The sequence below is a fragment of the Archangium gephyra genome, from assembly GCF_042230915.1.
GTDB lineage: Bacteria > Myxococcota > Myxococcia > Myxococcales > Myxococcaceae > Archangium > Archangium gephyra_B.
Map to the genome: position 1 here is coordinate 3,092,468 of NZ_CP102578.1, position 20,164 is coordinate 3,112,631.

Annotated in this window: 19 protein-coding genes; 9 read left to right on the top strand and 10 right to left on the bottom strand. The window is 69.8% G+C overall.

Going from position 1 to position 20,164, the window contains the following annotated elements:
• The first annotated feature begins 108 nt into the window (after positions 1 to 108).
• Together NR798_RS12445 and NR798_RS12450 are read left to right on the top strand one after the other, a co-directional pair.
• Positions 109 to 2,382 carry a hypothetical protein gene (locus NR798_RS12445; RefSeq protein ID WP_375771678.1) on the top strand — a complete coding sequence of 758 codons (2,274 nt, stop codon included), beginning with the start codon at positions 109 to 111 and terminating at the stop codon, positions 2,380 to 2,382.
• On the top strand, positions 2,379 to 3,719 hold the full coding sequence (locus tag NR798_RS12450; protein WP_375771679.1) for a hypothetical protein: 1,341 nt from the start codon (positions 2,379 to 2,381) through the stop codon (positions 3,717 to 3,719). Before NR798_RS12445 ends, NR798_RS12450 begins: the two co-directional genes overlap by 4 nt.
• 3 nt (positions 3,720 to 3,722) lie before the next feature.
• Here NR798_RS12450 and NR798_RS12455 read toward each other — a convergent pair whose 3' ends face one another.
• Positions 3,723 to 4,964, bottom strand: a complete 1,242-nt coding sequence (locus NR798_RS12455) for a threonine/serine exporter ThrE family protein (RefSeq protein ID WP_375771680.1) — start codon at positions 4,962 to 4,964, stop codon at positions 3,723 to 3,725.
• Positions 4,965 to 5,087: 123 nt separating this feature from the next.
• On the opposite strand from NR798_RS12455, the gene NR798_RS12460 reads away from it, so the two are divergent.
• On the top strand, positions 5,088 to 5,666 hold the full coding sequence (locus NR798_RS12460) for a hypothetical protein (RefSeq protein WP_375771681.1): 579 nt from the start codon (positions 5,088 to 5,090) through the stop codon (positions 5,664 to 5,666).
• 4 nt (positions 5,667 to 5,670) lie between these two features.
• A complete protein-coding gene (locus tag NR798_RS12465; RefSeq protein ID WP_375771682.1) occupies positions 5,671 to 6,234 on the top strand; it encodes a GNAT family N-acetyltransferase in 564 nt (187 codons plus the stop codon).
• Between the two features lie 99 nt (positions 6,235 to 6,333).
• Here the strand turns inward: NR798_RS12465 and NR798_RS12470 are convergent, their stop codons facing one another.
• Genes NR798_RS12470 through NR798_RS12480 form a run of 3 tightly spaced genes read right to left on the bottom strand, consistent with a single transcriptional unit; the run spans position 6,334 to position 8,173 of the window.
• Complete coding sequence (locus tag NR798_RS12470) at positions 6,334 to 7,269, bottom strand: hypothetical protein (protein WP_375771683.1); 936 nt, start codon at positions 7,267 to 7,269, stop codon at positions 6,334 to 6,336.
• Positions 7,266 to 7,742: a phage holin family protein gene (locus NR798_RS12475; protein ID WP_375771684.1), complete on the bottom strand. Its 477-nt coding sequence runs from the start codon at positions 7,740 to 7,742 to the stop codon at positions 7,266 to 7,268. The genes NR798_RS12470 and NR798_RS12475 overlap by 4 nt, the downstream gene beginning before the upstream one ends.
• A gap of 11 nt (positions 7,743 to 7,753) precedes the next feature.
• Positions 7,754 to 8,173 carry a hypothetical protein gene (locus NR798_RS12480; protein ID WP_375771685.1) on the bottom strand — a complete coding sequence of 140 codons (420 nt, stop codon included), beginning with the start codon at positions 8,171 to 8,173 and terminating at the stop codon, positions 7,754 to 7,756.
• 191 nt (positions 8,174 to 8,364) lie between these two features.
• Here NR798_RS12480 and NR798_RS12485 point away from each other — a divergent pair, with 191 nt between their 5' ends.
• Entirely contained in the window at positions 8,365 to 9,189 is an 825-nt protein-coding gene (locus NR798_RS12485; RefSeq protein ID WP_375771686.1) for a pseudouridine synthase, read from the top strand.
• A 6-nt stretch (positions 9,190 to 9,195) separates the two neighbouring features.
• Here the strand turns inward: NR798_RS12485 and NR798_RS12490 are convergent, their stop codons facing one another.
• The 5 genes from NR798_RS12490 to NR798_RS12510 form a co-directional block, all read right to left on the bottom strand.
• On the bottom strand, positions 9,196 to 10,011 hold the full coding sequence (locus NR798_RS12490) for an aminotransferase class IV (RefSeq protein WP_375771687.1): 816 nt from the start codon (positions 10,009 to 10,011) through the stop codon (positions 9,196 to 9,198).
• The gene (locus NR798_RS12495) at positions 10,008 to 10,580 is read right to left on the bottom strand and encodes an anthranilate synthase component II (protein WP_375771688.1); all 573 of its coding nucleotides are present in this window, start codon (positions 10,578 to 10,580) and stop codon (positions 10,008 to 10,010) included. The genes NR798_RS12490 and NR798_RS12495 overlap by 4 nt, the downstream gene beginning before the upstream one ends.
• Positions 10,577 to 12,046 (bottom strand): anthranilate synthase component I family protein, encoded by a 1,470-nt coding sequence (locus NR798_RS12500; RefSeq protein ID WP_375771689.1) that lies wholly within the window; start codon positions 12,044 to 12,046, stop codon positions 10,577 to 10,579. The genes NR798_RS12495 and NR798_RS12500 overlap by 4 nt, the downstream gene beginning before the upstream one ends.
• 153 nt (positions 12,047 to 12,199) lie before the next feature.
• Positions 12,200 to 12,604: a nucleoside diphosphate kinase regulator gene (gene rnk, locus NR798_RS12505; RefSeq protein WP_375771690.1), complete on the bottom strand. Its 405-nt coding sequence runs from the start codon at positions 12,602 to 12,604 to the stop codon at positions 12,200 to 12,202.
• Positions 12,605 to 12,725: 121 nt separating this feature from the next.
• Positions 12,726 to 13,298 (bottom strand): RBBP9/YdeN family alpha/beta hydrolase, encoded by a 573-nt coding sequence (locus NR798_RS12510; RefSeq protein WP_375771691.1) that lies wholly within the window; start codon positions 13,296 to 13,298, stop codon positions 12,726 to 12,728.
• 101 nt (positions 13,299 to 13,399) lie between these two features.
• Here NR798_RS12510 and NR798_RS12515 point away from each other — a divergent pair, with 101 nt between their 5' ends.
• Positions 13,400 to 14,227, top strand: coding sequence for an aldo/keto reductase (locus NR798_RS12515; protein ID WP_375771692.1), 828 nt, complete (start codon positions 13,400 to 13,402; stop codon positions 14,225 to 14,227).
• 18 nt (positions 14,228 to 14,245) lie between these two features.
• Here NR798_RS12515 and NR798_RS12520 read toward each other — a convergent pair whose 3' ends face one another.
• Positions 14,246 to 16,726, bottom strand: a complete 2,481-nt coding sequence (locus tag NR798_RS12520; protein ID WP_375771693.1) for a Bd3614 family nucleic acid deaminase — start codon at positions 16,724 to 16,726, stop codon at positions 14,246 to 14,248.
• A gap of 104 nt (positions 16,727 to 16,830) precedes the next feature.
• Here NR798_RS12520 and NR798_RS12525 point away from each other — a divergent pair, with 104 nt between their 5' ends.
• From NR798_RS12525 to NR798_RS12535, 3 genes are all read left to right on the top strand, one after another.
• Positions 16,831 to 17,976, top strand: coding sequence for a cysteine desulfurase family protein (locus NR798_RS12525; RefSeq protein WP_375771694.1), 1,146 nt, complete (start codon positions 16,831 to 16,833; stop codon positions 17,974 to 17,976).
• Between the two features lie 32 nt (positions 17,977 to 18,008).
• Complete coding sequence (locus NR798_RS12530) at positions 18,009 to 18,572, top strand: dihydrofolate reductase family protein (RefSeq protein WP_375771695.1); 564 nt, start codon at positions 18,009 to 18,011, stop codon at positions 18,570 to 18,572.
• A 75-nt stretch (positions 18,573 to 18,647) separates the two neighbouring features.
• A complete protein-coding gene (locus NR798_RS12535) occupies positions 18,648 to 20,144 on the top strand; it encodes a methyltransferase domain-containing protein (RefSeq protein WP_375771696.1) in 1,497 nt (498 codons plus the stop codon).
• Positions 20,145 to 20,164: the final 20 nt, after the last annotated feature.

A 20,164-nucleotide genomic window follows, 5' to 3' on the forward strand; every position in this document is an offset into this window, starting at 1 on the left:
GCGCGCGAGTTGCCTGATGGGGGCCGGTGACACCCGGCTCGCGGGCTTCGCGGGCCAGCGCTTCACCCAGTGACTGCGTCCAATCGCTTCCAGCCGCGCTGGTGCCGCGTGTCCAACCGTCGTGTCACTCCGCGTCCGGCGGCGGGCGCGCCCCGGTGGGGTGTGCTGCTGTTGATGGCCGTCCTGCTCACTCCCGGCTGCGTCACGCCGGGCCCTCGCACCCTGCTCAAGACGTCCCCCTTCCAGGCGCCCACCTCCTCCGCTTCCATGGAGGACGAGCCGCAGCGGTTGCACCGGCGCCGCGGCGCCCGGGGGCTGAGCTCGGACGCCACTCTGCTGGGCGCGGGCGAGACGGCCCTGCACGGTGTGGCCAGCGGGGGCACTGTCCCTCATGGGCCCGCCACCTGTGGCGGCCAGGCGGTGCCCCGGGACTGGCCCGACGACTCCTCCGGCGGCGAGGCGCTGCTGGCGCCCTTCCTCAGCTGCACTTCGCCCGCCGAGTACGTCGCCCTGCAGCAGCGCGTGGACATGCCCCGGCTGGTGGAGGCCCTGGACGAGTGGAGCGCGGTGCGGCTGGGCGCCCTGGGCCCGGTGCGCGAGGACGCCGCCCCCCTGCTGCAACGCAAGCGCGCCGCCTTCCTGGTGAGCGCCACCGAGCGCTACGGCCCCTTCCACGCCGAGGTGTTCGCCCTCTTCGTGCTGCACTCGGCCCATGACGACGAAGTGGACGCGGTGCTGCGGCTGCTGGCCGGGGACAAGCTGCTGGGACAGACGCTGGCCCTCATGCCCGCGGTGCGCCAGGAGCTGGATGCACGCGGCCTGCCCCTCTCGCGCTACCCGGAGCGGGCCGAGCGGGGCGGGGACGTGCCGCGGGGCCTGGGCCGCGCCGCCCGGGACGTGCTCTCCACCAGCCCCCTGGTGGACGGCGGGCGCTACACGGAGCTGGTGGGGCGCTGGGCGCACCTGCCACCGCCCTACCAGCAGGCCGCCCGCGAGGTGGAGCGGGCCCTGGCGCTGCGGCACTTCTCCGCGGGCAGCGTGGCGCTGGGCACCTTCGACTCGCTGACATTCGGGGTGCCGCTGGGCTTCTACTACCTGGTGGCCGGCACGGGCCAGGGGGCGTACTCCCTCAGCCAGGGCCACTACGAGCAGGCCACGCGCGAGCTGGCACCCGCGCTGCTGTTGGGGACGCTGTACGCCGGAGGCAAGGGCCTGCGCGCCCTGGCCCAGGCCCAGGGTGCCGGCACGCCCGCGCTCGGCGGTCTCCAGGCGATGGAGCAGCGCCTGCGGGGCCTCCAGCAGGTGGCGCGGCAGGTGGAGACGCAGCTGGGCGTGGAGGGCCTGCGGGAGCTGGCCGGGTGGATACGAGAGCGCCGGGAGGTGGGCCACTTCGTGGCCGTGGGAGGCGTGGACGCAGCGCTGGCGCTGCACGAGGCGCGGGGCAATGTGGCCCAGGCCCAGGCGATGATGTCCAGGGCCCGGCCCGGGTCCACGGGCTCCCCGTCGGCGGGGAGCGGAGCACACCGGGGCGCCGGGCAGGTGGCCCCCGTGGCGGACGACGCCGCACGTGCCAGCCACGAGGCTGCTGGGCGCGCCGGAAGCCTGGCCTCGCTGGTGGACGACGGGGCGGGGCTCGCCCGGGAGGTGGTGGAAGCGCGGCTGGCGCTGGTGGAACTGGAGGCCCCGGGCCCGCGTCTGCCCCGGGACGTGGCGGTGCTGGAGAAGCAGCGGCCCTCCCCGCGGGCTCCGCCGCCCGGAGCCGGGGGCAATCCGCGCTGGGGGGAGTACGTCGCCTACTACGAGGAGCGCCTGCGGGAAATCAAGCAAGGCAAGGCCGCCGAGGCACCGTTGCACTGGGCGCCTTACGAGCGGATGCGGGGGTGGTTCGCCCGGGGGCTGGCCTTCGAGCACCTCATGGTGTCTCTGCTGGAAGCCGACGCGAAACTGCCTCGGGCCCAACGCCGCTTCCTCGGTGCCTTCGTCCAGCCTCGCATCCTGCGATCCGTGGGCGTGATGAAGCCGGAGAGTGGCCTGCGCTATGCGGATGTGCTCGTCATTGAAACGGAGGGGACCGCCGGAGTGCCTCCTCGCATCGAAACCTTCAGTCTCAAGAGCCGCGATCTTTCGGAACTCAAACCGGATGCCTTGAAGGCGCAGATGATGGAGGACGCGCGGGAAGCCCTCCAGAAGTATGGCGGGACGCTGGACATCCGCCGGGACTCCCTCCAGCCTCTTCTTCATCAAGGTGGAAGAGTGCCCGTCCAGCGGGTCCGCCTCGTTTATGAGGGGAACAAACTCAAGCCCAACAATTCAGCGAACTTGGATGCAGCCATGCGAGAAGTGGAGAGCAAGGCTCGGGGAGTGGAGGTGTTGTTCCAATGAAGGTGCTGGAGGTTCACGACGGGAAGAGCGAGGACGACCTCTGGCTCTCCTTCGAGGGGGCCTTCGATTCAAAAGAGGCACTGGAGAGCGAGTTGGAGCCCTTCTTCCACGCGCTCGAGGAGTACGCCGGTGAATGGATGCCGGATGTCGCCGAAGGCAAGCGGCGGCGCAAATACTCCCGTGCCGCCATCTGGAAGGGGCTGGAGGAGGAGCGCGACGAAAACAGTACATCCATCGTGCTCCGGCGCGCGAAGTGGCCCGCGTCATATCTGTGGCCCAGGTTCGATTTGCCGCCGCTCCCTCCCGAATTTCGCATCACACTCGAGGTGAAACCGCTTTCCTTCTTCGTGGAGTCGGAACGCTGCCGCCGCTTCGTGGAGATGGTGCGCGCCTGGGCCTGCCGCTATCCGGTCTCCCATGCCGTGGCCCACAGCAGTGATGACGTGGCGTTGACGGGATTCCCCAGCTTCGGCCGCGACAAGGAGACCTGGTACCGGGACGGTTTCGACAAGGTGTACGAGGTGTTCTGGCTCAACGTCTTCGGCCCGAAGCTGGTGGAGAGCGTGGGCCGCGAGCGGATGCTGTCCACGCCAGCGTGGCGGGTGGAGGAATTGCCCAACGGCTGCGTCCTGCTGGTGACACGGCCCACCGCTGCGGACTTCGCCAGCGAGGAAGCGCGCCTGGCCCAGGCCCGTGCTCATGCCCATCTCCGCCCGGACCTGGACTTCGACACCGTGCTGCGCACCCTGCGCGAGCGCAGCGCCACGCTCGCCCCCGTGGCGCCCCACTTCCACCCGGACGTGGCCCCGCTCCTGCTGCGCGTGGTGGACCGCACCGCGAGCCACGAGCGCCAGCGCACCATCGCCGAGCTCAATGCCTGGCAGCCGCCCGAGCCCGAGGAGTGGCGCCCCGCCCATTCCGCCTTGCCCCCGGACGTGGACGACCCGGCGCGCGCCCTGGAGCACTACAGCGGCTTGGCCGAGCACCTCGTGGCCCTGCTGCACACGCAAGTGCCCTCCGTCTTCGAGCAGACGCCCGAGTCCCTCACGGACGTGGACTTCTACTTCTGGCGCGAGGACTTCCCGAAGAGCCGCCTGCGGGAGAACATCGAGGCGCACGCGGTGCCCGCCATTGGCGCGTACCTGGGGGAGGTGTTGGTGCGCCACCTCGGAGGCCGGTGGATACCGCGCCAGACGCTCGAGGAGGCCCAGGTGCTCGTGGGCAACCGTGTCTGGCTGCCCTTCGTCCGCGCCCGCCACTACATGCGCTCGTGCCAGGCGTTGCTGGACTTCTCGCTGACGCGGCTGTACCGCGCCGCCGAGCGGCACCGGGGTTGAGTGTCAGAGCACCTTGCGCGGCTGGACGAGGGCGTTGGCGAATAGGAGTCCGGCCACCAGGGCCACGGCCACCATGAGCATGGAGAAGGCGGTGTCCACGCCCGCGAGCACATCGCGGGCGAGCAGGGACTCCATGCTGCGGAAGCCGATGCTGCCGGGCACCAGCACCATGATGGCGGGCACCAGGGTGATGACGGCGGGGCGGTTGCGCACGCGGGCGAGCAGGTTGGTGACGAGCCCCACGGTGAGCGCTCCGACGAAGGCGCCCAGTTGCGTGCCGAGCACCTCGGAGCCCAGGCGCGAGCCCACGTAGGCGAGCGTGCCGGCCACGCCAATCCATCCCCAGTCCTGGGGCCGGGCGCGGAAGAGGACGCTCACGCCGAACAGCATGGACACCAGGGCGATCGGCTCCGTCCAGCCAGGGAGCTCGGGAACGGGGCCGAGCCTGGCGGGCAGGGGGAGCCACTCCGCCAGCCGGGTGCCGAGCGCCACGCCGAAGCCGAGCTCGAGGAACACGAGCGCCGCGCCGGTGAGCCGTGAGGTGCCGGAGATGAGGTTGCGCGTGGCGAGCTCGTTGAGGGCCACCGTGAGGCTGAGGCCGGGCAGCAGGACGATGAGGCCCGCCAGGGTGACGATCTGCACGGACAGGGGCCCCACGAGGCTCGCGGCGACGACGGCCAGGGCCGAGGAGAGGATGGCGGCCACCGGCTCCAGCACCCACATGGTCGAGGACTGCCGGCGCGTCCACAGGTCCAGCCCGCCGATGAGGAGGCTGATGAGCGCGGCCACGCCCATCTCGCGCGGGCCACCGCCGAAGAGCCGGGCGCCACCGACGGCGGCCAGGGCCCAGCACAGCAGGAGGAGGGGACTGCCGTGGCGAGGGGGCTCGGCGAGGATGGACTCCACGCGCTCGGCGCCCTCCTCGGGGGACAGCTCTCCGCGGATGACGGAGTCCGCGAGCGCATCGAGGCGGGCGAGCCGGCCGAGGTCCATCTCACCGGGCTCCACGCGGATGAGGGAGGTGCGCAGGGCCTCGGGGGGGCCGAAGGACGCGAAGATGGAGGTGGGGGTGGAGAAGAAGCGGGCCTCCAGGCCCAGCCGTTGGGCCACCAGGCGCATCTGCTCCTCCAGCTGGTGAGCGGGAGTGCCGTAGCGGTGCAGCGCCTGCCCGAGGCGCAGCGTGAACGACACCGCCGGGACGGGTGGCGGCGGCTGGAGCGCGAAGAGCTGTTCTGCCGGGAGCACAGGGCGCACATGGCAGAGGGGCTCAGGCGAGTCAAACGAAGCCTGTGTGCCGACGAGGCGAACATGCCCGCCCGCCTGCTTTCTCCTTGACGGAACCACCGCGCCGCCGTGCTCTTACGCCCCATGAGTGACACCGCGCAGGGATTCATCGTGTTGGGAGCGGCCCGTACCAAGGTGCAGCGTTGGCTCGGCTCCCGCCAGTTGCCGGCCTTTCTCGCCGTCGGTCCGGGCAAGGCGCTGCGGCTGTGGCCCCGGGCCGAGGGCGAGGCCGCCGAGGCCGCCGCCAGTGCCCTCTCCGGCGAGCTCCCCAAAAGCCGCGTCTTCGTCTTCTCCATCGGTCAGGACTCTCTGCGCGTCAGCGTCCACGTGGACGGCTCCTGCCAGACCCGCGAGGAGGTGGCCCTGCGCATGCGCACCGCGAAGCAACTCTCCCAGGCCCATGCCGCCCTCCAGCGCGTGTCCACCGCCCTCGACTTCAAGGGACACCGGCCCACGCTGCTGCGTGACGGCGACAGCCGCCCCGGCTTCTTCGCGCTCGTCGGCGTGAAGGAGGACGACCTCTCCTCCCTGTCACACGCGCGCCTCTCGGAGGCCCGCCAGCACCCGGACGCCCCCGACGCCGCGCGCTTCCAGGACTTCACCTTCGTGGACGAGCAGGGAAAGGCCCATCCCTTCTTCGCCGGTACCCCGGGCCCGGAGTAACGCCATGCTGCTCACCACGCCCCTGCCCACGTCCCGCCTGCTGCTGCGCGAGTTCGAGGAGGACGACTGGCGCGCCACCCACCCCTACGAGTCCGACCCCGAGGTGGTGCGCTACCAGTCCCATGGCGTCCGCACGCCCGAGGAGAGCCGGGACTACATCCTCCGGGTGATGGCGCTCGCGCGCGAGACGCCCCGGCACGTCTATGACATGGCCGTGGTGCTGCGCGACGGCAACCGGCTCATCGGACGCTGCGGCATGCGCATCACCGACCCCGAGCTGCGTGAGGCCACGCTCTGGTACGTGCTCGACCGCTCGCGCTGGGGCCAGGGCTACATTCCCGAGGCGGCGCGGGCCCTCGTGGACTTCGGTTTCGGGACGCTCGGCCTGCACCGCATGTGGGCCGATTGCGATCCGCGCAACCCCGCCTCCTCCCGCGTGATGGAGAAGCTGGGCATGCGCCAGGAGGCCCACTTCCGCGAGAACGGCTTCTACAAGGGCGAGTGGTGCGACTCCCTCATCTACGCCCTGCTCGATCGCGAGTGGCGCGTCCTGCCCCCGGCCCGCTAGCCGCCGGACAGAGCAAGGCCGGGCGAGGCGAGTGACGCCCCGTCCGGCCTCGTGCGCTCCATGTGTCCAAGCACGGCCCCGCGTCAGGGGGCGCCCGGCTCAGTGCACGGAGGTGTAATCATCGAGCGGCGGCAGCGGAGGAATGGCGCCGCGCTCGCGCTCGCTCTCCGAGGACGCGGAGGCCTGGAACTCCTCCTCCTGGATGCCCTCCTCGCCGGTTTCACCCGAGAGCTTCGTCTCGAGCTGGTCGCCGAGGGTGGAGATGCGCTCCTTGACCTTGGCCTTGGCCGGCTCGATGAGCTGGCGCTCGCGGTCGGTCACCGGGATGAAGCTGGCGAACAGCGCGCCGATGGCGAGGCCGCCGATGGCCAGCAGCACCGGGTTCTCCGAGACGGTGCCGTACCAGTCCGAGGCCTGGTGCTTGATGGCGCCCCGGTCCGGGATGCGCTCACGCAGCTCATGGGTCTTGTCCATGGCCCGGTCCACCAGGCCGCTGGCGCGATCCTTGAGCTCGGAGGCCTTGTCCTTGGCCATGTCCATGGCGTCCGAGGCGCGCTCCTTCAGGCCGCCGCCGCTGTCCACGCCGCCCAGGTTCATGGAGGAGCTGCCCACGTCCGAGCTGGTGCGCACGCCGAGGTCGGCGCCCAGCGAGCCGCGCGCGTCCCCGGTGGGCCGCATCAGGCCGCCATCGGGCGCGGGGACCAGGGATGGGGTGCTCCGGTCATAGTCGCCATACATCCGGCGGTTCCAGTCCGACTGGTGGCGCACGTCGAAGGCCTTCTTCATCAGCACCGAGCCCACTCCGGCACCGAGAATCGCCCCCAGCATGCTCCAGCCCTTGGGCGTGTCCGCCCGTTCCTTCACCTCGTAGCTCTTGCGCATCACGGCCTCCCTGGCTTGTGTCTTGAGTTCGTCGACCTTCTCCACCGCCTTGTCCCGGGCCTGCTCCTTGAGGTCCGAGACCTTGTCCGCGGCGATCGCCTTGAGGTGCTCCGGCTCCATGCGCCGGGCCAGCTCATCGGCGAGCTCGCTCATGCGTGCCCGTGCATCTGAGATTTCACGGATTGGAACGTCCTGCTCGCCCATTGACTGTCCTCCTTCAAGGTTTGAATGGTCTGGTTGGGTGCGTGGACTTGCTTGAGGTGCTTGATGCCCGCCATGGCGACGCCCGCGCCAATGCCGAGGAAGAGCACCGTGACGATGAGCGCGGAGGCCCACAGCGGCATCACGAGATCGAGCAGGACGATGGCGAAGGCCGCGAAGGCCAGGGCACCGATGAACAGCAGCAGGCCTCCCACGCCCACCATGATGCCGCCCGCCTTGACCTTCACCACCTCCTGGCGCAGCTCGGTCTTCGCCAGGGCGATCTCCGCGCGGATGAGCCGCTTGCCCTGGTCGAAGAACTCGCCCACCAGGGACCCGAACGCGCGTCCCGACATGCCGTCGCCCGGGATGGTGCGGTCCTCGTAGTCGAAGCCTCTTCGCGTGTCTGGATTACCGGGTTGCATCGTGGCCTCTCCTAGTCCTTGAGGATGCGGGCGGCGAGGAACCCGAGGGCGACGCAGCCAGCGAAGAAGGGCGCGGGCTTCTCGCGGATGAACTGCTTGGCGTCACGCACCAGCTCCTCGGTGCTGCCGTTCTCGATGCGGTCGGAGAACTGGCGCACGTAGCCCACGGCGCCATTGAGGAACTGCTGCGAGAAGCCGTCGGCGTTCTGGGAGGCGTTCTCCAGCGTGGAGACGAAGCCCTGGAGGCCCTTGATCAGATCGCCCTTGCGGTCGTCGATCTGGTGGTAGACGCGATCCCGCGTCACACCGGTGAAGCGCTTCACCTGCTCCTTGCCCTGAGCCGTGAAACCGGTGCCCTGCTCCGTCCCGATGGACTGGCTGGTGCCGGTATAGCTGGAACCCTGGATACCTCCTTCAGTCACGGTTGCCATGCGCTCTCCTCCGAGTAGGTTGATGGGGTGCTGCACTCATGCGGGAATGGCCCACACATGCTTCAAGCTAGGCACGCTCAGGCAGGCGCCAGGAATGAAGCGGGGAACGCTCGCGAAGCAGGCAGGGGAGTGCGGCACCCCGGTTGCTGGAATGGGAATGGGAAGCGCGAGAATCCAAAGGGAATTCGCTGATGGCGAGGAAACCGAGGACACCGCGGTGGCTGGAGGCCGCGCGCCGGCGCCAGGAGCCGGTGCCGGAGGGAAGCCGCGCGGACTGGCTGGCGCGAGCGCTGGGGCGGGCGGGGGTGATGCCCCGGGCGGACGCGGAGCAGGCCATCCGCGAGGGACGGGTGGAGGTGGATGGGCGCGTGGAGCGGGAGCCCTTCGCGCCGGTGCACGCGGGCAGCGCGGTGCGGGTGGATGGGACGCTGCGCTCGCTGGAGGCCCGGACGCTGGCGCTGATGTTCCACAAGCCCGCGGGGGTGGTGGTGCACGGGAGCGATCCCGAGGGCCTCGGCACCGTCTTCGAGCGGCTGCGCGCGGTGCTGCCGCCGGAGCTGCGAGGCCACGAGTGGTACGCGGTGGGGCGCCTGGACCGGGACACCACGGGCCTGCTGCTCTTCACCAACGAGGAGCGGCTGGTGGCGCACGCGACCTCACCGGAGACGCATGTGCCCAAGCGGTACGTGGCGGACGTCGAGGGAGCGCCCTCGGAGGCGGCCCTTCAGCGGCTGCGCGAGGGGGTGACGCTCGACGACGGACCAACCAGGCCAGCGGGCGCCCGGTTGCTGGCGCCGGGGCGGGTCGAGCTGGTGCTCACCGAGGGGCGGCACCACCAGGTGAAGCGGATGCTGGCGGCGGTGGGGCACCCGGTGCGGACGCTGCACCGCGAGGCCGTGGGGACGCTGGTGCTGGACGTGCCGGAAGGAGCCTGCCGCCTGCTCACGGACGCCGAGGTGGAGCAGGGCCTCGGCTTCCGCACCATCCCCTCTCCCTCTGGGAGAGGGCCAGGGTGAGGGTCGTCACGCGTCCCGCTGTGCGTACTCCCGCACGACGGCGCGAGCGTGCCCGGCCAGCGCGGCGCTTCCAGGCAACTCCCTCCCGAGCAACCGCGGGACGGCCAGGGAGAGGCTCACGGAGTTGGTGAGGACGCAGCCGCGCACGTCCTCCACCTGCTCCCGGCGCAGCGTGCGCTCCTCGACGGGCAGCCCCCCGAGCCGTCCTTCCTCCAGCAGCACGGCGCGGATGATGCCGGGGAGGCACGGGGCCTCCAGCGGCGGTGTCACCACGGCATCGCCGACGAGGAAGAACAGGTTCCCATTCGGGACCTCGCACAGCTCTCCGGCCTCGTTGACGAAGACGGTGCCCCGCCCCAGGTGCGCGTACTGCCGCAGGTACGAGACGCTCTTGTGATTCAGGGTGGGGTCCCCCCGCCGGTAGCAGCGGTCCTCCACCGCATCGAGGACAACCCCCTCGTCCGGAGGGCGCTGGGGCAGGGGCCGGAAGGACAGCAGGAGCCGTGCATCTCCCGCCACCAGCTTGGCCACGCCGGTGAAGCGCGGCCCCAGGCTGGCATCCGCCTCCAGGCATTGGCGCAGCGTCTCGCGCACGGCCCCGGCGGTGAGCACCTCGGGCGGAGGCGCGTGCACACAGCCCGCATGGACCCCGAGGCTCGCACGGAGCCGGGCGAGGTGCCGCTCGAGGAACATCGGGGCGCCCTGCTCGACGAGGAGCGTCTCGAAGAAGCCCGCGCCGAAGAAGAAGGACTGGAGGAAGTCCTGGAGCCGCAGGTCCTCCAGCCGGCGCACCTCGCCGTTCACCGCGACCGTCCCCGTCATCCGATGCGCGCCTCCAGGAAGTTGGCGAGCAACTGGTTCCCATGCGGTGTGAGGAAGGACTCGGGATGGAACTGGATGCCCTCCAGCCACGGGTACTCGCGGTGGCGCAGGCCCATCACCAGCTCGCCGCACCAGGCGGACACTTCCAGGCACTCCGGGAGGCTCGCCCGGTCCACCACCAGCGAGTGGTAGCGCGCGGCGACGAATGGCTGCGGCAGGCCCCGGAAGACACCCCGGTCATCATGGTGGATGTCGGCCGTCTTCCCGTGCACGGGCACCGGCGCCCGCACGACGCGCCCGCCGAACACCTGCCCGAGCGACTGGTGGCCCAGGCACACCCCGAGGATGGGCACCCGGCCCGCGAAGGCGCGGATGACCTCCATCGAGATGCCGGCCTCGTCCGGAGTGCACGGGCCCGGGGAGATGACGATGTGGTCCGGCCGCAGCGCCTCCACCCCGGCGAGCGTGAGGGCGTTGTTGCGCACCACCTTCAGCTCCGCCCCCAGTCCTCCCAGCGCCTGCACGAGGTTGAAGGTGAAGGAGTCGAAGTTGTCGATGAGCAGCATCATGCCGCGTCCCCCTCCGGGCGCGCGGACAGCGCGAGCAGCAGCGAGCGGGCCTTGTGCAGCGTCTCCTGGTACTCGCGCCTCGGCTCCGAGTCGTGGACGATGCCCGCGCCCACCTGCACGTGGGCCCTGCCGTCCTTCAACACCAGGGTGCGGATGACGATGTTCAGGTCCAGCTCGCCCGTGAAGCTCAGGTATCCGAGCGAGCCCGTGTAGAGGCCCCGGGCGTGGGGCTCCAGCTCGGTGATGATCTGCATGGTGCGGATCTTCGGCACGCCGGTGATGGTGCCACCCGGGAACACCGCCGCCACCACGTCGAGCGGCTCCACGCCCGGCGCCAGCCGGCCCACCACCTCGGACTCGATGTGGATGACGTGGGAGTACTCGGTGATCTCCATCAGCTTCGTCACCTGGACGCTGCCGTAGGCGCAGACGCGCCCCAGGTCGTTGCGCTCCAGGTCCACCAGCATCGCGTGCTCGGCGCGCTCCTTCTCGTTGGTGCGCAGCTCGTGCACGAAGCGGGTGTTCTCCTCCGGCGTTCCCTTGCGGCGCGTGCCCGCGATGGGCCGCGTCAACGCCAGGCCGTCCTCCACCCGCACCAGCCGCTCGGGCGAGGCGCTCACCACCTCGAAGCCGTCCAGCTCCAGGTAGCTGGCGAAGTGTACCGGGCTGAGCGTGGACAGCGCCTCGTACAGCTCCAGCGCGGACAGCCGAGGCTCCACCTCCAGCCGCTGCGAGAGGTTCACCTGGTACGTGTCCCCCGCGCGGATGTACTCGCGCACGCGCTCCACCGCGCGCAGGTAGCCCTCCTGGGTGAAGTTGGAGCGCCACGCCACGTCCGGCGTCTGTCCGTCCGCCAGGTGCCACGTGGGAGCGGTGGGTCCTCGGGCCGCGGCCTCGCGCACCGCGCGCTCCAGGGCCTCCACCCGCCGGGTGCAGTCGTCGTAGTCACTGCCCGTGGCCACCACGAGCGCGCGGTCCTCCTGGGACTCCACCGCCACGAAGGTGTCCACGAAGCCCAGTGCGATGTCCGGCATGCCCAGGTCATCGTTCGAGTGACGAGGCAGGGACTCGAAATAGTGGGCCGCCTCGTAGGCGAAGAAGCCCACCGCGCCGCCGCAGAAGAGGGGCATGCCCGGCAGCCGGAGGCCTCGCCAGCGCTTCAGCAGCTGGCGCAGCACGGACAGCGGCTCACCCGGGTGGGGCTCCCCGTTCACCTCGCACCGCGGGCCCTTGGCCCGGAAGGTGAGGAAGGGTCTGGCTCCCACGAAGGAGTAGCGGCCCTCGCTGGAGGTGCGTGTGCTCTCGAGCAGGAAGCGCTGGCCCGCGGGCAGCGCGCGCAGCAGGTCCACCGGCCTCAGGCCATGGAACTCCACCGTGCGCACGAGGGGGACCTGGTTGTAGCCCTCCGCGACGAGCGCCTCGAAGCGTTCGCGGCTCAGCGGGGGCGGGGCAGGGGAGGACGGCATGGGCGGAGGGCTTGTACCAGAGGTCGCCCGGATCGCGCTCAGACCCTCACCCCAGCCCTCTCCCAGGGGGAGAGGGGGCATGCACGGGTGCAACCTGGGGGGCGTGGTGCCCTCACCCTGTCCCTCTCTCGGAGGGAGAGGGGAGCGCGGGGCTCAGTGGTAGTGGCCCGCGGCCTGCGGCTGGTAGTTGACCGAGAGGATGCGCAGGCGCTTGTTCTTCCCGCCGGGTAGCTGCCAGCCGATCTCCTGCCCCACCGACAGCCCGAGCAGCGCCGCTCCGACAGGCGCCAGCACGGACACCCGCCCTTGCTCCAACGACGCGTCCTTCGGGTAGGAGAGCGTCACCTCCCGCGTCTCCCCCGTGTCCTCGTCCCGGTACACCACCCGGCTGTTCATGGTGACGACGTCCGGCGGCACCTGCGTCGGCTCGACCACCTCCGCGCGCAGCAGCTCCGCATCGAGCGCGTCCGCCTTGTCGCCCGCGGTCGTGTCGATGAGGGTCCGCAGCCGCTCCATGTCGGTCGACGTGACCACGATCCTCGGCTCTTGCGTACTCATCACCGCTCAATCCTTTGAACCCTGCGTGTGGCCGGTCAACCAAGCGGGACTCGGGCCATGCCTGCATGGCGGCAGGGCGTCGGGAACCAGACGTCCCACCGGGCGCAGACCTGACGGCCCGTCAGGGATTGAGCGGCTGGGCGAAATGCAGACGCAGCGCGTCGAGTACCGCCGGCTCCTGCTCGCTGTTGAAGTGGCGCGCGCCCGGGGCGAGCACCACCTCGGCGCCGAGGCGCTCCTTCCAGAGCCGGCCGTTCTCGCGGAAGTCCGAGGTGAACGGGTCGTTGTCGGACAGGAGCACGACGAAGCGGCGCGAGGCGGCGCGCACCCGCGCGAGGTCCACCGGCGTGTCCGTCCACGGGCGCAGGCTGTCCCACGGCTTGTCCACGCTCCACCAGGCGGCCACGAGCAGCACGCCCTCCACCGTGCTCCCGGGAGGTAGCTCCGCCAGGTAGCGCAGCACCGCCTGGCATCCGACGCTGTGCCCCAGCAGCACCGAACCGGGCGCGGGCGCCGTTCCCAGCGCGGCGGTGAGCGCGGGGACCCAGGCCTGAATCGTGGGCTGCTTCGGCTCGGGCATGTCCAGCGCACGCACGGCGTCGAATCCCGGGGGCCGCTCGCGGAGGAGCCAGGGATAGAAGTCCGAGCCGGAGTGGCCGGCCCAGCGGGGGACGATGGTGAGGGTGCGCGTCATGGTGGCTGCCGGGCATAACACCGGAGCGTCCCGCCATCCCGTGGATACATCCGGCGATGAGCGGTGGACAGGGTCGTCACGGGGCCTCCAAGCTGTTCCCCATGGATCTGACCCTCCAGTCCACCGTGAAGCTGAACAACGGCGTGGAGCTGCCCCGGCTGGGCCTGGGTGTCTTCCGGGCCCCTCGGGGCGAGGTGACGCGCCAGGCGGTGTTGGTGGCGCTCGCGGCCGGCTACCGGCACATCGACACGGCCCGCATCTACGGCAACGAGCGGGACGTGGGCGCCGCGGTGCGCGAGAGCGGCCTGGCTCGAGAGGACATCTTCGTCACCACCAAGCTGTGGAACGAGGACCAGGGCTACGACTCCGCGCTGCGCGCCTGCGAGCGCAGCCTGAAGGACCTCGGGCTGGAGTACGTGGACCTGTACCTGGTGCACTGGCCGGTGCCGGGCCGGCGGCTCGACTCGTGGCGCGCCCTGGAGAAGCTGCTCGCCGACGGGAAGTGCCGTGCCATCGGGGTGAGCAACTTCCTGGAGCACCATCTCGACGAGCTGCTGGGGAAGGCCCGCGTGGTCCCCGCCGTCAACCAGGTGGAGCAGCACCCCTTCCTCCATCAGCCCGCGCTGCTGCGCTACTGCGCGGACAAGGGCATCGCCGTGGAGGCGTACAGCCCGCTGACGAAGGGGATGCGGCTCGGAGACCCTCGCGTCGTGGAGATCGCCCGGAAGTACGGCAAGTCCCCCGCGCAGGTGCTCATCCGCTGGTGCCTCGAGCATGGGCTGGTGGTCATCCCCAAGTCCGTCCACGCCGAGCGCATCCGCGAGAACGCCAGCGTCTTCGACTTCTCCCTCTCTCCCGAGGACCTGCGGCGGCTCGATGGGATGAACGAGGACCTGTACACGGGGTGGGACCCGACGGACGTGCCGTGAGCCCCGCTCACCGCGCCTTCAGACCAACTGGGTGGTCCCACTACAGGAATGACACTTGCGGGTCCGCGACAAGATGCCGGAGTACGGAAGCTTATACCCGCAGGCATCGCAGTAATAATGATCGCACGAGACGCAATGGTGCCACCGTGTTTTGTCGGTCGTCTCCTCCTCGAGCGGTGTGGTGCACTTCACGCAGCTCACGGGGTTCTTCGCGATCTGACCGTTGCGCTCGAGGAGCGCCAGCGCACTGTCAACGAGCTCCTTGTAGTGCTGGGTGTTCTTCGCCGCTCGCACCACCTCTTTCGCTTTGTCATTGACGAGGTTGATGAACGCGGCGAGCTGGTTCTGGTCGCTGGCTTCACCGGCGTCCTTCAAGGAAGTCAGCATGAGGGCGGCTTCCTTTGACACGTCCTCGTACTCTTCTTCCATCTTCTTGGCGTTCTGCAGCGCCTTCTCGGCGTTCTGCCTGGCCTTGACGAGCTCTCCCTCTCCGACGGCTTTCGCGATGGAGGACTTGCAGTTGGCCACCGCCAACTCGGCCTGCTTGACGAGGAACGACGCCTGCTCCTCGAGCTCCCGCGCCAGCTTCGCCGCCTTCTTCGCGAGCTCCGCGTTCTTGAGCGCCTTCTCGACCGTGCCGTTGATGTTCGCGAGTTGCCCCTTTCGCGTGGCCACGAGGAACGCCAGTTCGGTCTGGAGCTGCGTGCGAGAGGCCGCTTCACTCGTGGCCATGAGCGCGCCCACCGCCTCGTTCCGCGCCTCCTTCATCCGCGTCAGGCACTGTTCCGCCGCTTGTGCGCTGGCTTCGGCCTCCTTCGCCTTGTTGAGGGCAACGGCCACTTTTGGAACCTTTTCCTTCAGCTGGTCCTCTGCCTCGGAAGCGGTCCCCGCCGCGTTCATCGCCAGCTGCGCGTGGACGATGGCGTCAGTGGCATGGAGCTTCGCCTTCTTCTTCTGCTCCTTCAGCCGTTTCAGGGCACTGCTCGCGGCGTCGTACGCCTTGTTGGCGAGCTGGATCTGCTCCTCCGCCAGTTCCGCCTTCTCGCGGGCCTCGCGGGCTTTCTCCTGCTTCTCCGCCTCGGTCCTGTGCTTCTCTGCCTGCGCGGCCGCTGCCACCGCGGCCTTCTTCTCCTTCAGGATGAGCTGCAACTCCTGCTGGACCTTCTTGTCGAACGGCTCCGCCTTCTGGAGCTGCTCCTTCGCCTTCTTCGTGCCGTCCACCGTGAGGGTGTACTGCTCTTGCACGAGCTGCAGCAGTTGCTCCGTCCGCTCGTGCTCGAGCTGCAGTTGGTGTGCCGTCGCGCGCTCGCCGCTGTTCTGCTCGATGGCGCCCATGGCATTGAACATCTCGAGGATGATGTCGATGCCGTATTTCGTGGCCATGCCCGCCCGGGCTGCATTGAGCAGCAGCTCCAGGCAATGCATGAACAGATCCTGCCGCCCCTGGGAGGCCGTGTCGCATTTCAGGAGCTGCCCGAAGGCATCCAGGAAGATGGAGCTGACGTCGTCTCGAAGATAATGAATGGACGAGTGCTGCTCTTCCTCGTCGTCCCGCTTGTCTGTGATCTTCTGGTCGAGCGCTTCACACAGGCCGTGCGCCCAGCGCTTCTCCCTGCCCGTATCCGTCAAGGGCGTCTTCAGCCAGCCATCCCTCATTCCGTACACCACCAAGGCGCCCGGACAGGTCTGGAGGATGAGACCGGCGCACATCTTACAAGGCTGGAGGGTGGTGTAGAGGACGCAGCCCGCTGGAAGCGAGGTCTTGCCCGTCCTGGCCAGGTAGGACTGGATCGCCACGGTCTCGGCGTGGAACGTCAGGTGCTCGGCGCCGGTATTGAGCCCCCAGGCGATGATCGTGTTGTCCTTCACGATGAGGGCGCCGACGTTGTTGCCGCACAGCCTCTCGCCACGGGTGAGATTGTCGGCGTGCATCCTCTTCGGGTTGGTCCAGGACATCCCCACGAGCGAGAAGACCGACAGCATGAACATGTCGGTCACGTCCCCGAGCGCCCCGCGGAAGGGGGCGGGGTTGGGTAGCGTCGACAGCACCCGAGCGAGCGCCGTGGAGAGCGTCCGGCGCGCCTCGCTGGTGGGCGCCGCATCGAACTGGGTGACAAGGAGACCCGCGGCGCCCTTCAGCCTGCTGGCCTTCTTCAGGAAGCCCTCCGGGTCCTTGGTCGCATCGGGGAGCTTGGAAACCTCCAGCGCCCCTCCTTTCTCGGTATCGCCGTTCACCTGCAACAGGGTGACACCCAGGTTGTGCGCCATGCCCTTGCACATCGCGGCCGGCTCATACGTGGACAGGCAGGAGAAGGTCCTCTCCACGGGGTGGTTTTGAAGGACGTTGATGATGGCGGTATGCGCTGTCTTCCCCCCCAGGTGTGCATGCCTTCCAATCGCCTTCACATCCCAGCTCGAGTCCAGAAGGACCGCGAGCTCCTTCCCGGTGGTGAGACGGTGTGCGATGGCGAGTTGCGCGATGAACTCGAGTTTGTGCATGGAAGGCTCCTGTCGGATGGAGCGTAGGAGGGGCGATGGATGGGGAGCAAGGCGCTCGGAGAAGACGCCGAAGTTCCTCGGGATGGGCGAGAATGCCGGGTTGAATGAACCCGAGCCGAGAGCCCATCTACCTGGACCACAACGCCACCACCCCGCTGCTGCCCGAGGTGGTTGACGCGATGGTGCCCTACCTGCGCGAGCACTTCGGCAATCCGTCGAGCGCGCATGTCTACGGGCGCCGGGCCAAGGCGGCCGTCGACCGGGCGCGGGCCCAGGTGGCGGCGCTGCTCGGCGCGGCGGCGGAGGAGCTCTTCTTCGTCGCGCATGGCACCGAGGCCAACAACCTCGCCATCCGCGGCGTGCTGGCGGCGCTGCCGGACAAGCGGCACGTGGTGACCTCCGTCATCGAGCACCCGGCCACCACCGAGCCGTGCCGTGAGCTGGAGAAGCACGGCGGGCGGGTGACCTGGCTTCCGGTGGACGGAGAGGGCCGCGTCCGCGTCTCCGAGGTGGGGGCCGCGCTGCGGAGTGACACGGCGCTCGTCACGCTCATGCACTCGAACAACGAGACGGGCGTGCTGCAGCCCATCGCCGAGGTGGCTCGCGAGGCCCGGGCCCGGGGCGTGCTGATGCACACCGACGCGGCCCAGTCCGTGGGCAAGCTGCCCGTGTCCGTCGAGGGGCTCGGCGTGGATCTGCTCACGGTGGTGGGCCACAAGTTCGGCGCGCCCAAGGGCGTGGGGGCGCTGTACGTGCGCAAGGGCACGCCGCTGCGTCCGCTGCTGCTCGGCGCGGGGCACGAGCGCGGCCTGCGTCCGGGCACGGAGAACGTCGCCTCCATCGTGGGGCTCGGGGTGGCCTGCGAGGTGGCGCTGCGCACCGTGGAGACGGAGTCGGCGCGGGTCCGGGGGCTGCGCGATGAGTTGTGGGAGCGGCTCCGGGCGCGCGTCCCGGGACTGGCGCTCAATGGTCATCCGGTGGAGCGGTTGCCCAACACGCTCAACGTGCGCTTCCTCGGGGTGAGCGGCTCGGCGCTGCTGGCGGCGGCTCCCGAGGTGGCCGCGTCCACGGGCTCCGCGTGCCACGCGGGTGAGGAGTCCGCTTCGTCCGTGCTCACCGCCATGGGCATCGAGCCCGGGGCCGCGCTCGGCTCGGTGCGCCTGTCCCTGGGCCGGACGACGACGCACGAGGATGTGGTGGCCGCCGCGGACGCGCTCGCCTCTGCCTGGGCGCGCCTGGCCCGGGGCTGAAACGAATCGGATACCTGCCAAGGAGACGGGACATGCGGAGACTGGTCGTTTTCAACAACGTGACGCTGGATGGGTACTTCGTGGACGCCAACGGCGACATGAGCTGGGCCCACCGGGGGGAACAGGATGCGGAGTGGAACGACTTCGTCTCGGGGAACGCCCGTGGCGGAGGCGAGCTGCTGTTCGGCAGGAAGACCTATGAGCTCATGGCCAGCTTCTGGCCGACGCCGATGGCGGCCCAGGTGCAGCCTGTCGTGGCCGAACGGATGAACAGCATGTCCAAGGTCGTGTTCTCCAGAACCCTGGACAAGGTGTCGTGGAGCAATACGAAGCTGGTGAAGGGCGACCTGGTGGCGGAAGTCCGCAAGATGAAGAACGAGCCCGGCCAGGGCATGACGCTCATGGGAAGCGGCAGCATCGTGGCGCAACTGGCGCAGGCGGGCCTGGTCGATGAGTACCAGTTCGTGGTGAATCCCATCGTCCTCGGCCGGGGGAGGACGATGTTCGAGGGCATCCAGCACAAGCTGACCCTGAAGCCGACCCAGACGCGGACCTTCGGCAACGGGAATGTCCTGCTGTGCTACGTGCCGGTGTAGCGGGGGCCCAGGTGCAAAGGGGCAACGGGTTGGGCCATAATTCGGCTCCCCCCAGGCGACCCCGAGGCACGCACCTTGTCCGAGTCCACTCCCGCGCCCTCCCAGACCGCGTTCGTCCAACAACTCAACTTCTGGGCCCGTGACGCCAGCAACGAGTCGGCGGCGCTCCTCGGGGCCTTCGCGCTCGGCCTCTTCGAGCACCTCCCGGACGAGGGCTCCGCGCCGGTGTCGCTGGAAGCACTCGCCCAGCGCATCGGCGGCACCGTGCGGGGCACGCGCTCCGTGATCGAGCCGTTGGTGGGACTCGGCTTCGTCCACCTGGTGGAGGGGAGGGGGTACTCGCTCCCGGCCTCCAGCGCCTTCCTGCGTCAGGCGGATTTCGCCGCCCGGATGCGTGAGGCACTCGGGGGGTGGCTCGTGTCCGCGAAGCTGCCCGAGGCCCTCCGCACGGGCGCTCCCGTGGAGTGGCGGGGCGGTTCCAAGGACTTGCTCGGGTGGTACCGCCAGGAGTTCCTCGCTCCCCGCGCGCCCGCGCCCAGCCCCACCCAGGCGGACTACGAGGACCGGGCCGTCCGCAACTTCCTGCGCACCCAGGCGCTCGTGACGAGCGGCACGGTGGGTCTGCTCGAGGCGCTGGTGTCCGGCCCCCGGCCCCTCGCGGAGCTGGCGAAGGCCACTGGCGCCCAGCCCGAGGCCCTGCGGGTATTGCTCGGGGTGCTCGGCTCCATGGGCCTCGTCCGGCACGAGGGGGACGCCTTCGGCCTCTCCGAGCTGGCGGGCCGCTCCCTGGACGCCACCAGCCTGCCGTACTTCCAGCGCGCGCTGCCGGCCACCATGGACTACTGGGAGGCCCTCGCGCACCTGGACGAGGCCGTCACCCAGGCCAGGTTCCGTTTGGATCTGCGTGACCCGGAGATGGCGAAGCGCATCTACCAGCAGAACGCCTCGCGCATCACCGGCATCTTCGTCTCCCACCTGAAGCTGGGCCGCAAGGCCGCGGAGCTCGCCGCCAGCATGCGCCCGTTGAAGGACGCGCGAGTGCTCGACGTGGGCACCGGCTCGGGTGTCTGGGGCGCCGCCTTCGGGTTGGCCGACCCCTCCGTGCACGTCACCTACCTGGACTCCGAGCACGTCCTGGAGCAGGTGAAGCCCAACATCGCGAAGCTCAAGCTGGACGGGCGCGCCCGTTATTGGGCCGGGGACTGCCTGTCCGTGGACTACGGCGAGTCCCAGTACGACATCATCCTGCTGCCCCAGGTCATCCCCGCGCTGCCTCCCGAGGAGCTGCCGCGCCTCTTCGGCAAGCTCGCCCGCGCGCTGCGTCCCCGGGGGCTGCTCCTCATTTCGGGCTACCTGCTGACGGACCGGCGCGATGGTCCTCTCGACGCGCTCTACTTCGCCCTGCGCCGCTACGTCTCCAACGAGGGGGACGTGCTGTCCATGCCCGACTTCCGCCGGCTCCTCGAGCCCGTGGGCCTCACGTCCTCCCGTGGTTTCGAGATGCCCATCCAGCAGGTCGTCGTCGCCTCGCGCGGGGACGTCCCCTGGCCCGACGCCACCCCGGCCCGCTGACGCCTTCCTTTCCCCCGCCT

Coding starts and splice junctions, on each gene's coding strand:
- NR798_RS12450 (WP_375771679.1), top strand. CDS start 2,379: ATGAAGGTGCTGGAGGTTCACGACGGGAAGAGCGAGGACGACCTCTGG.
- NR798_RS12460 (WP_375771681.1), top strand. CDS start 5,088: ATGAGTGACACCGCGCAGGGATTCATCGTGTTGGGAGCGGCCCGTACC.
- NR798_RS12465 (WP_375771682.1), top strand. CDS start 5,671: ATGCTGCTCACCACGCCCCTGCCCACGTCCCGCCTGCTGCTGCGCGAG.
- NR798_RS12470 (WP_375771683.1), bottom strand. CDS start 7,269: ATGAGCGAGCTCGCCGATGAGCTGGCCCGGCGCATGGAGCCGGAGCAC.
- NR798_RS12475 (WP_375771684.1), bottom strand. CDS start 7,742: ATGCAACCCGGTAATCCAGACACGCGAAGAGGCTTCGACTACGAGGAC.
- NR798_RS12480 (WP_375771685.1), bottom strand. CDS start 8,173: ATGGCAACCGTGACTGAAGGAGGTATCCAGGGTTCCAGCTATACCGGC.
- NR798_RS12485 (WP_375771686.1), top strand. CDS start 8,365: ATGGCGAGGAAACCGAGGACACCGCGGTGGCTGGAGGCCGCGCGCCGG.
- NR798_RS12490 (WP_375771687.1), bottom strand. CDS start 10,011: ATGACGGGGACGGTCGCGGTGAACGGCGAGGTGCGCCGGCTGGAGGAC.
- NR798_RS12495 (WP_375771688.1), bottom strand. CDS start 10,580: ATGATGCTGCTCATCGACAACTTCGACTCCTTCACCTTCAACCTCGTG.
- NR798_RS12500 (WP_375771689.1), bottom strand. CDS start 12,046: ATGCCGTCCTCCCCTGCCCCGCCCCCGCTGAGCCGCGAACGCTTCGAG.
- rnk (WP_375771690.1), bottom strand. CDS start 12,604: ATGAGTACGCAAGAGCCGAGGATCGTGGTCACGTCGACCGACATGGAG.
- NR798_RS12510 (WP_375771691.1), bottom strand. CDS start 13,298: ATGACGCGCACCCTCACCATCGTCCCCCGCTGGGCCGGCCACTCCGGC.
- NR798_RS12515 (WP_375771692.1), top strand. CDS start 13,400: ATGGATCTGACCCTCCAGTCCACCGTGAAGCTGAACAACGGCGTGGAG.
- NR798_RS12520 (WP_375771693.1), bottom strand. CDS start 16,726: ATGCACAAACTCGAGTTCATCGCGCAACTCGCCATCGCACACCGTCTC.
- NR798_RS12525 (WP_375771694.1), top strand. CDS start 16,831: ATGAACCCGAGCCGAGAGCCCATCTACCTGGACCACAACGCCACCACC.
- NR798_RS12530 (WP_375771695.1), top strand. CDS start 18,009: ATGCGGAGACTGGTCGTTTTCAACAACGTGACGCTGGATGGGTACTTC.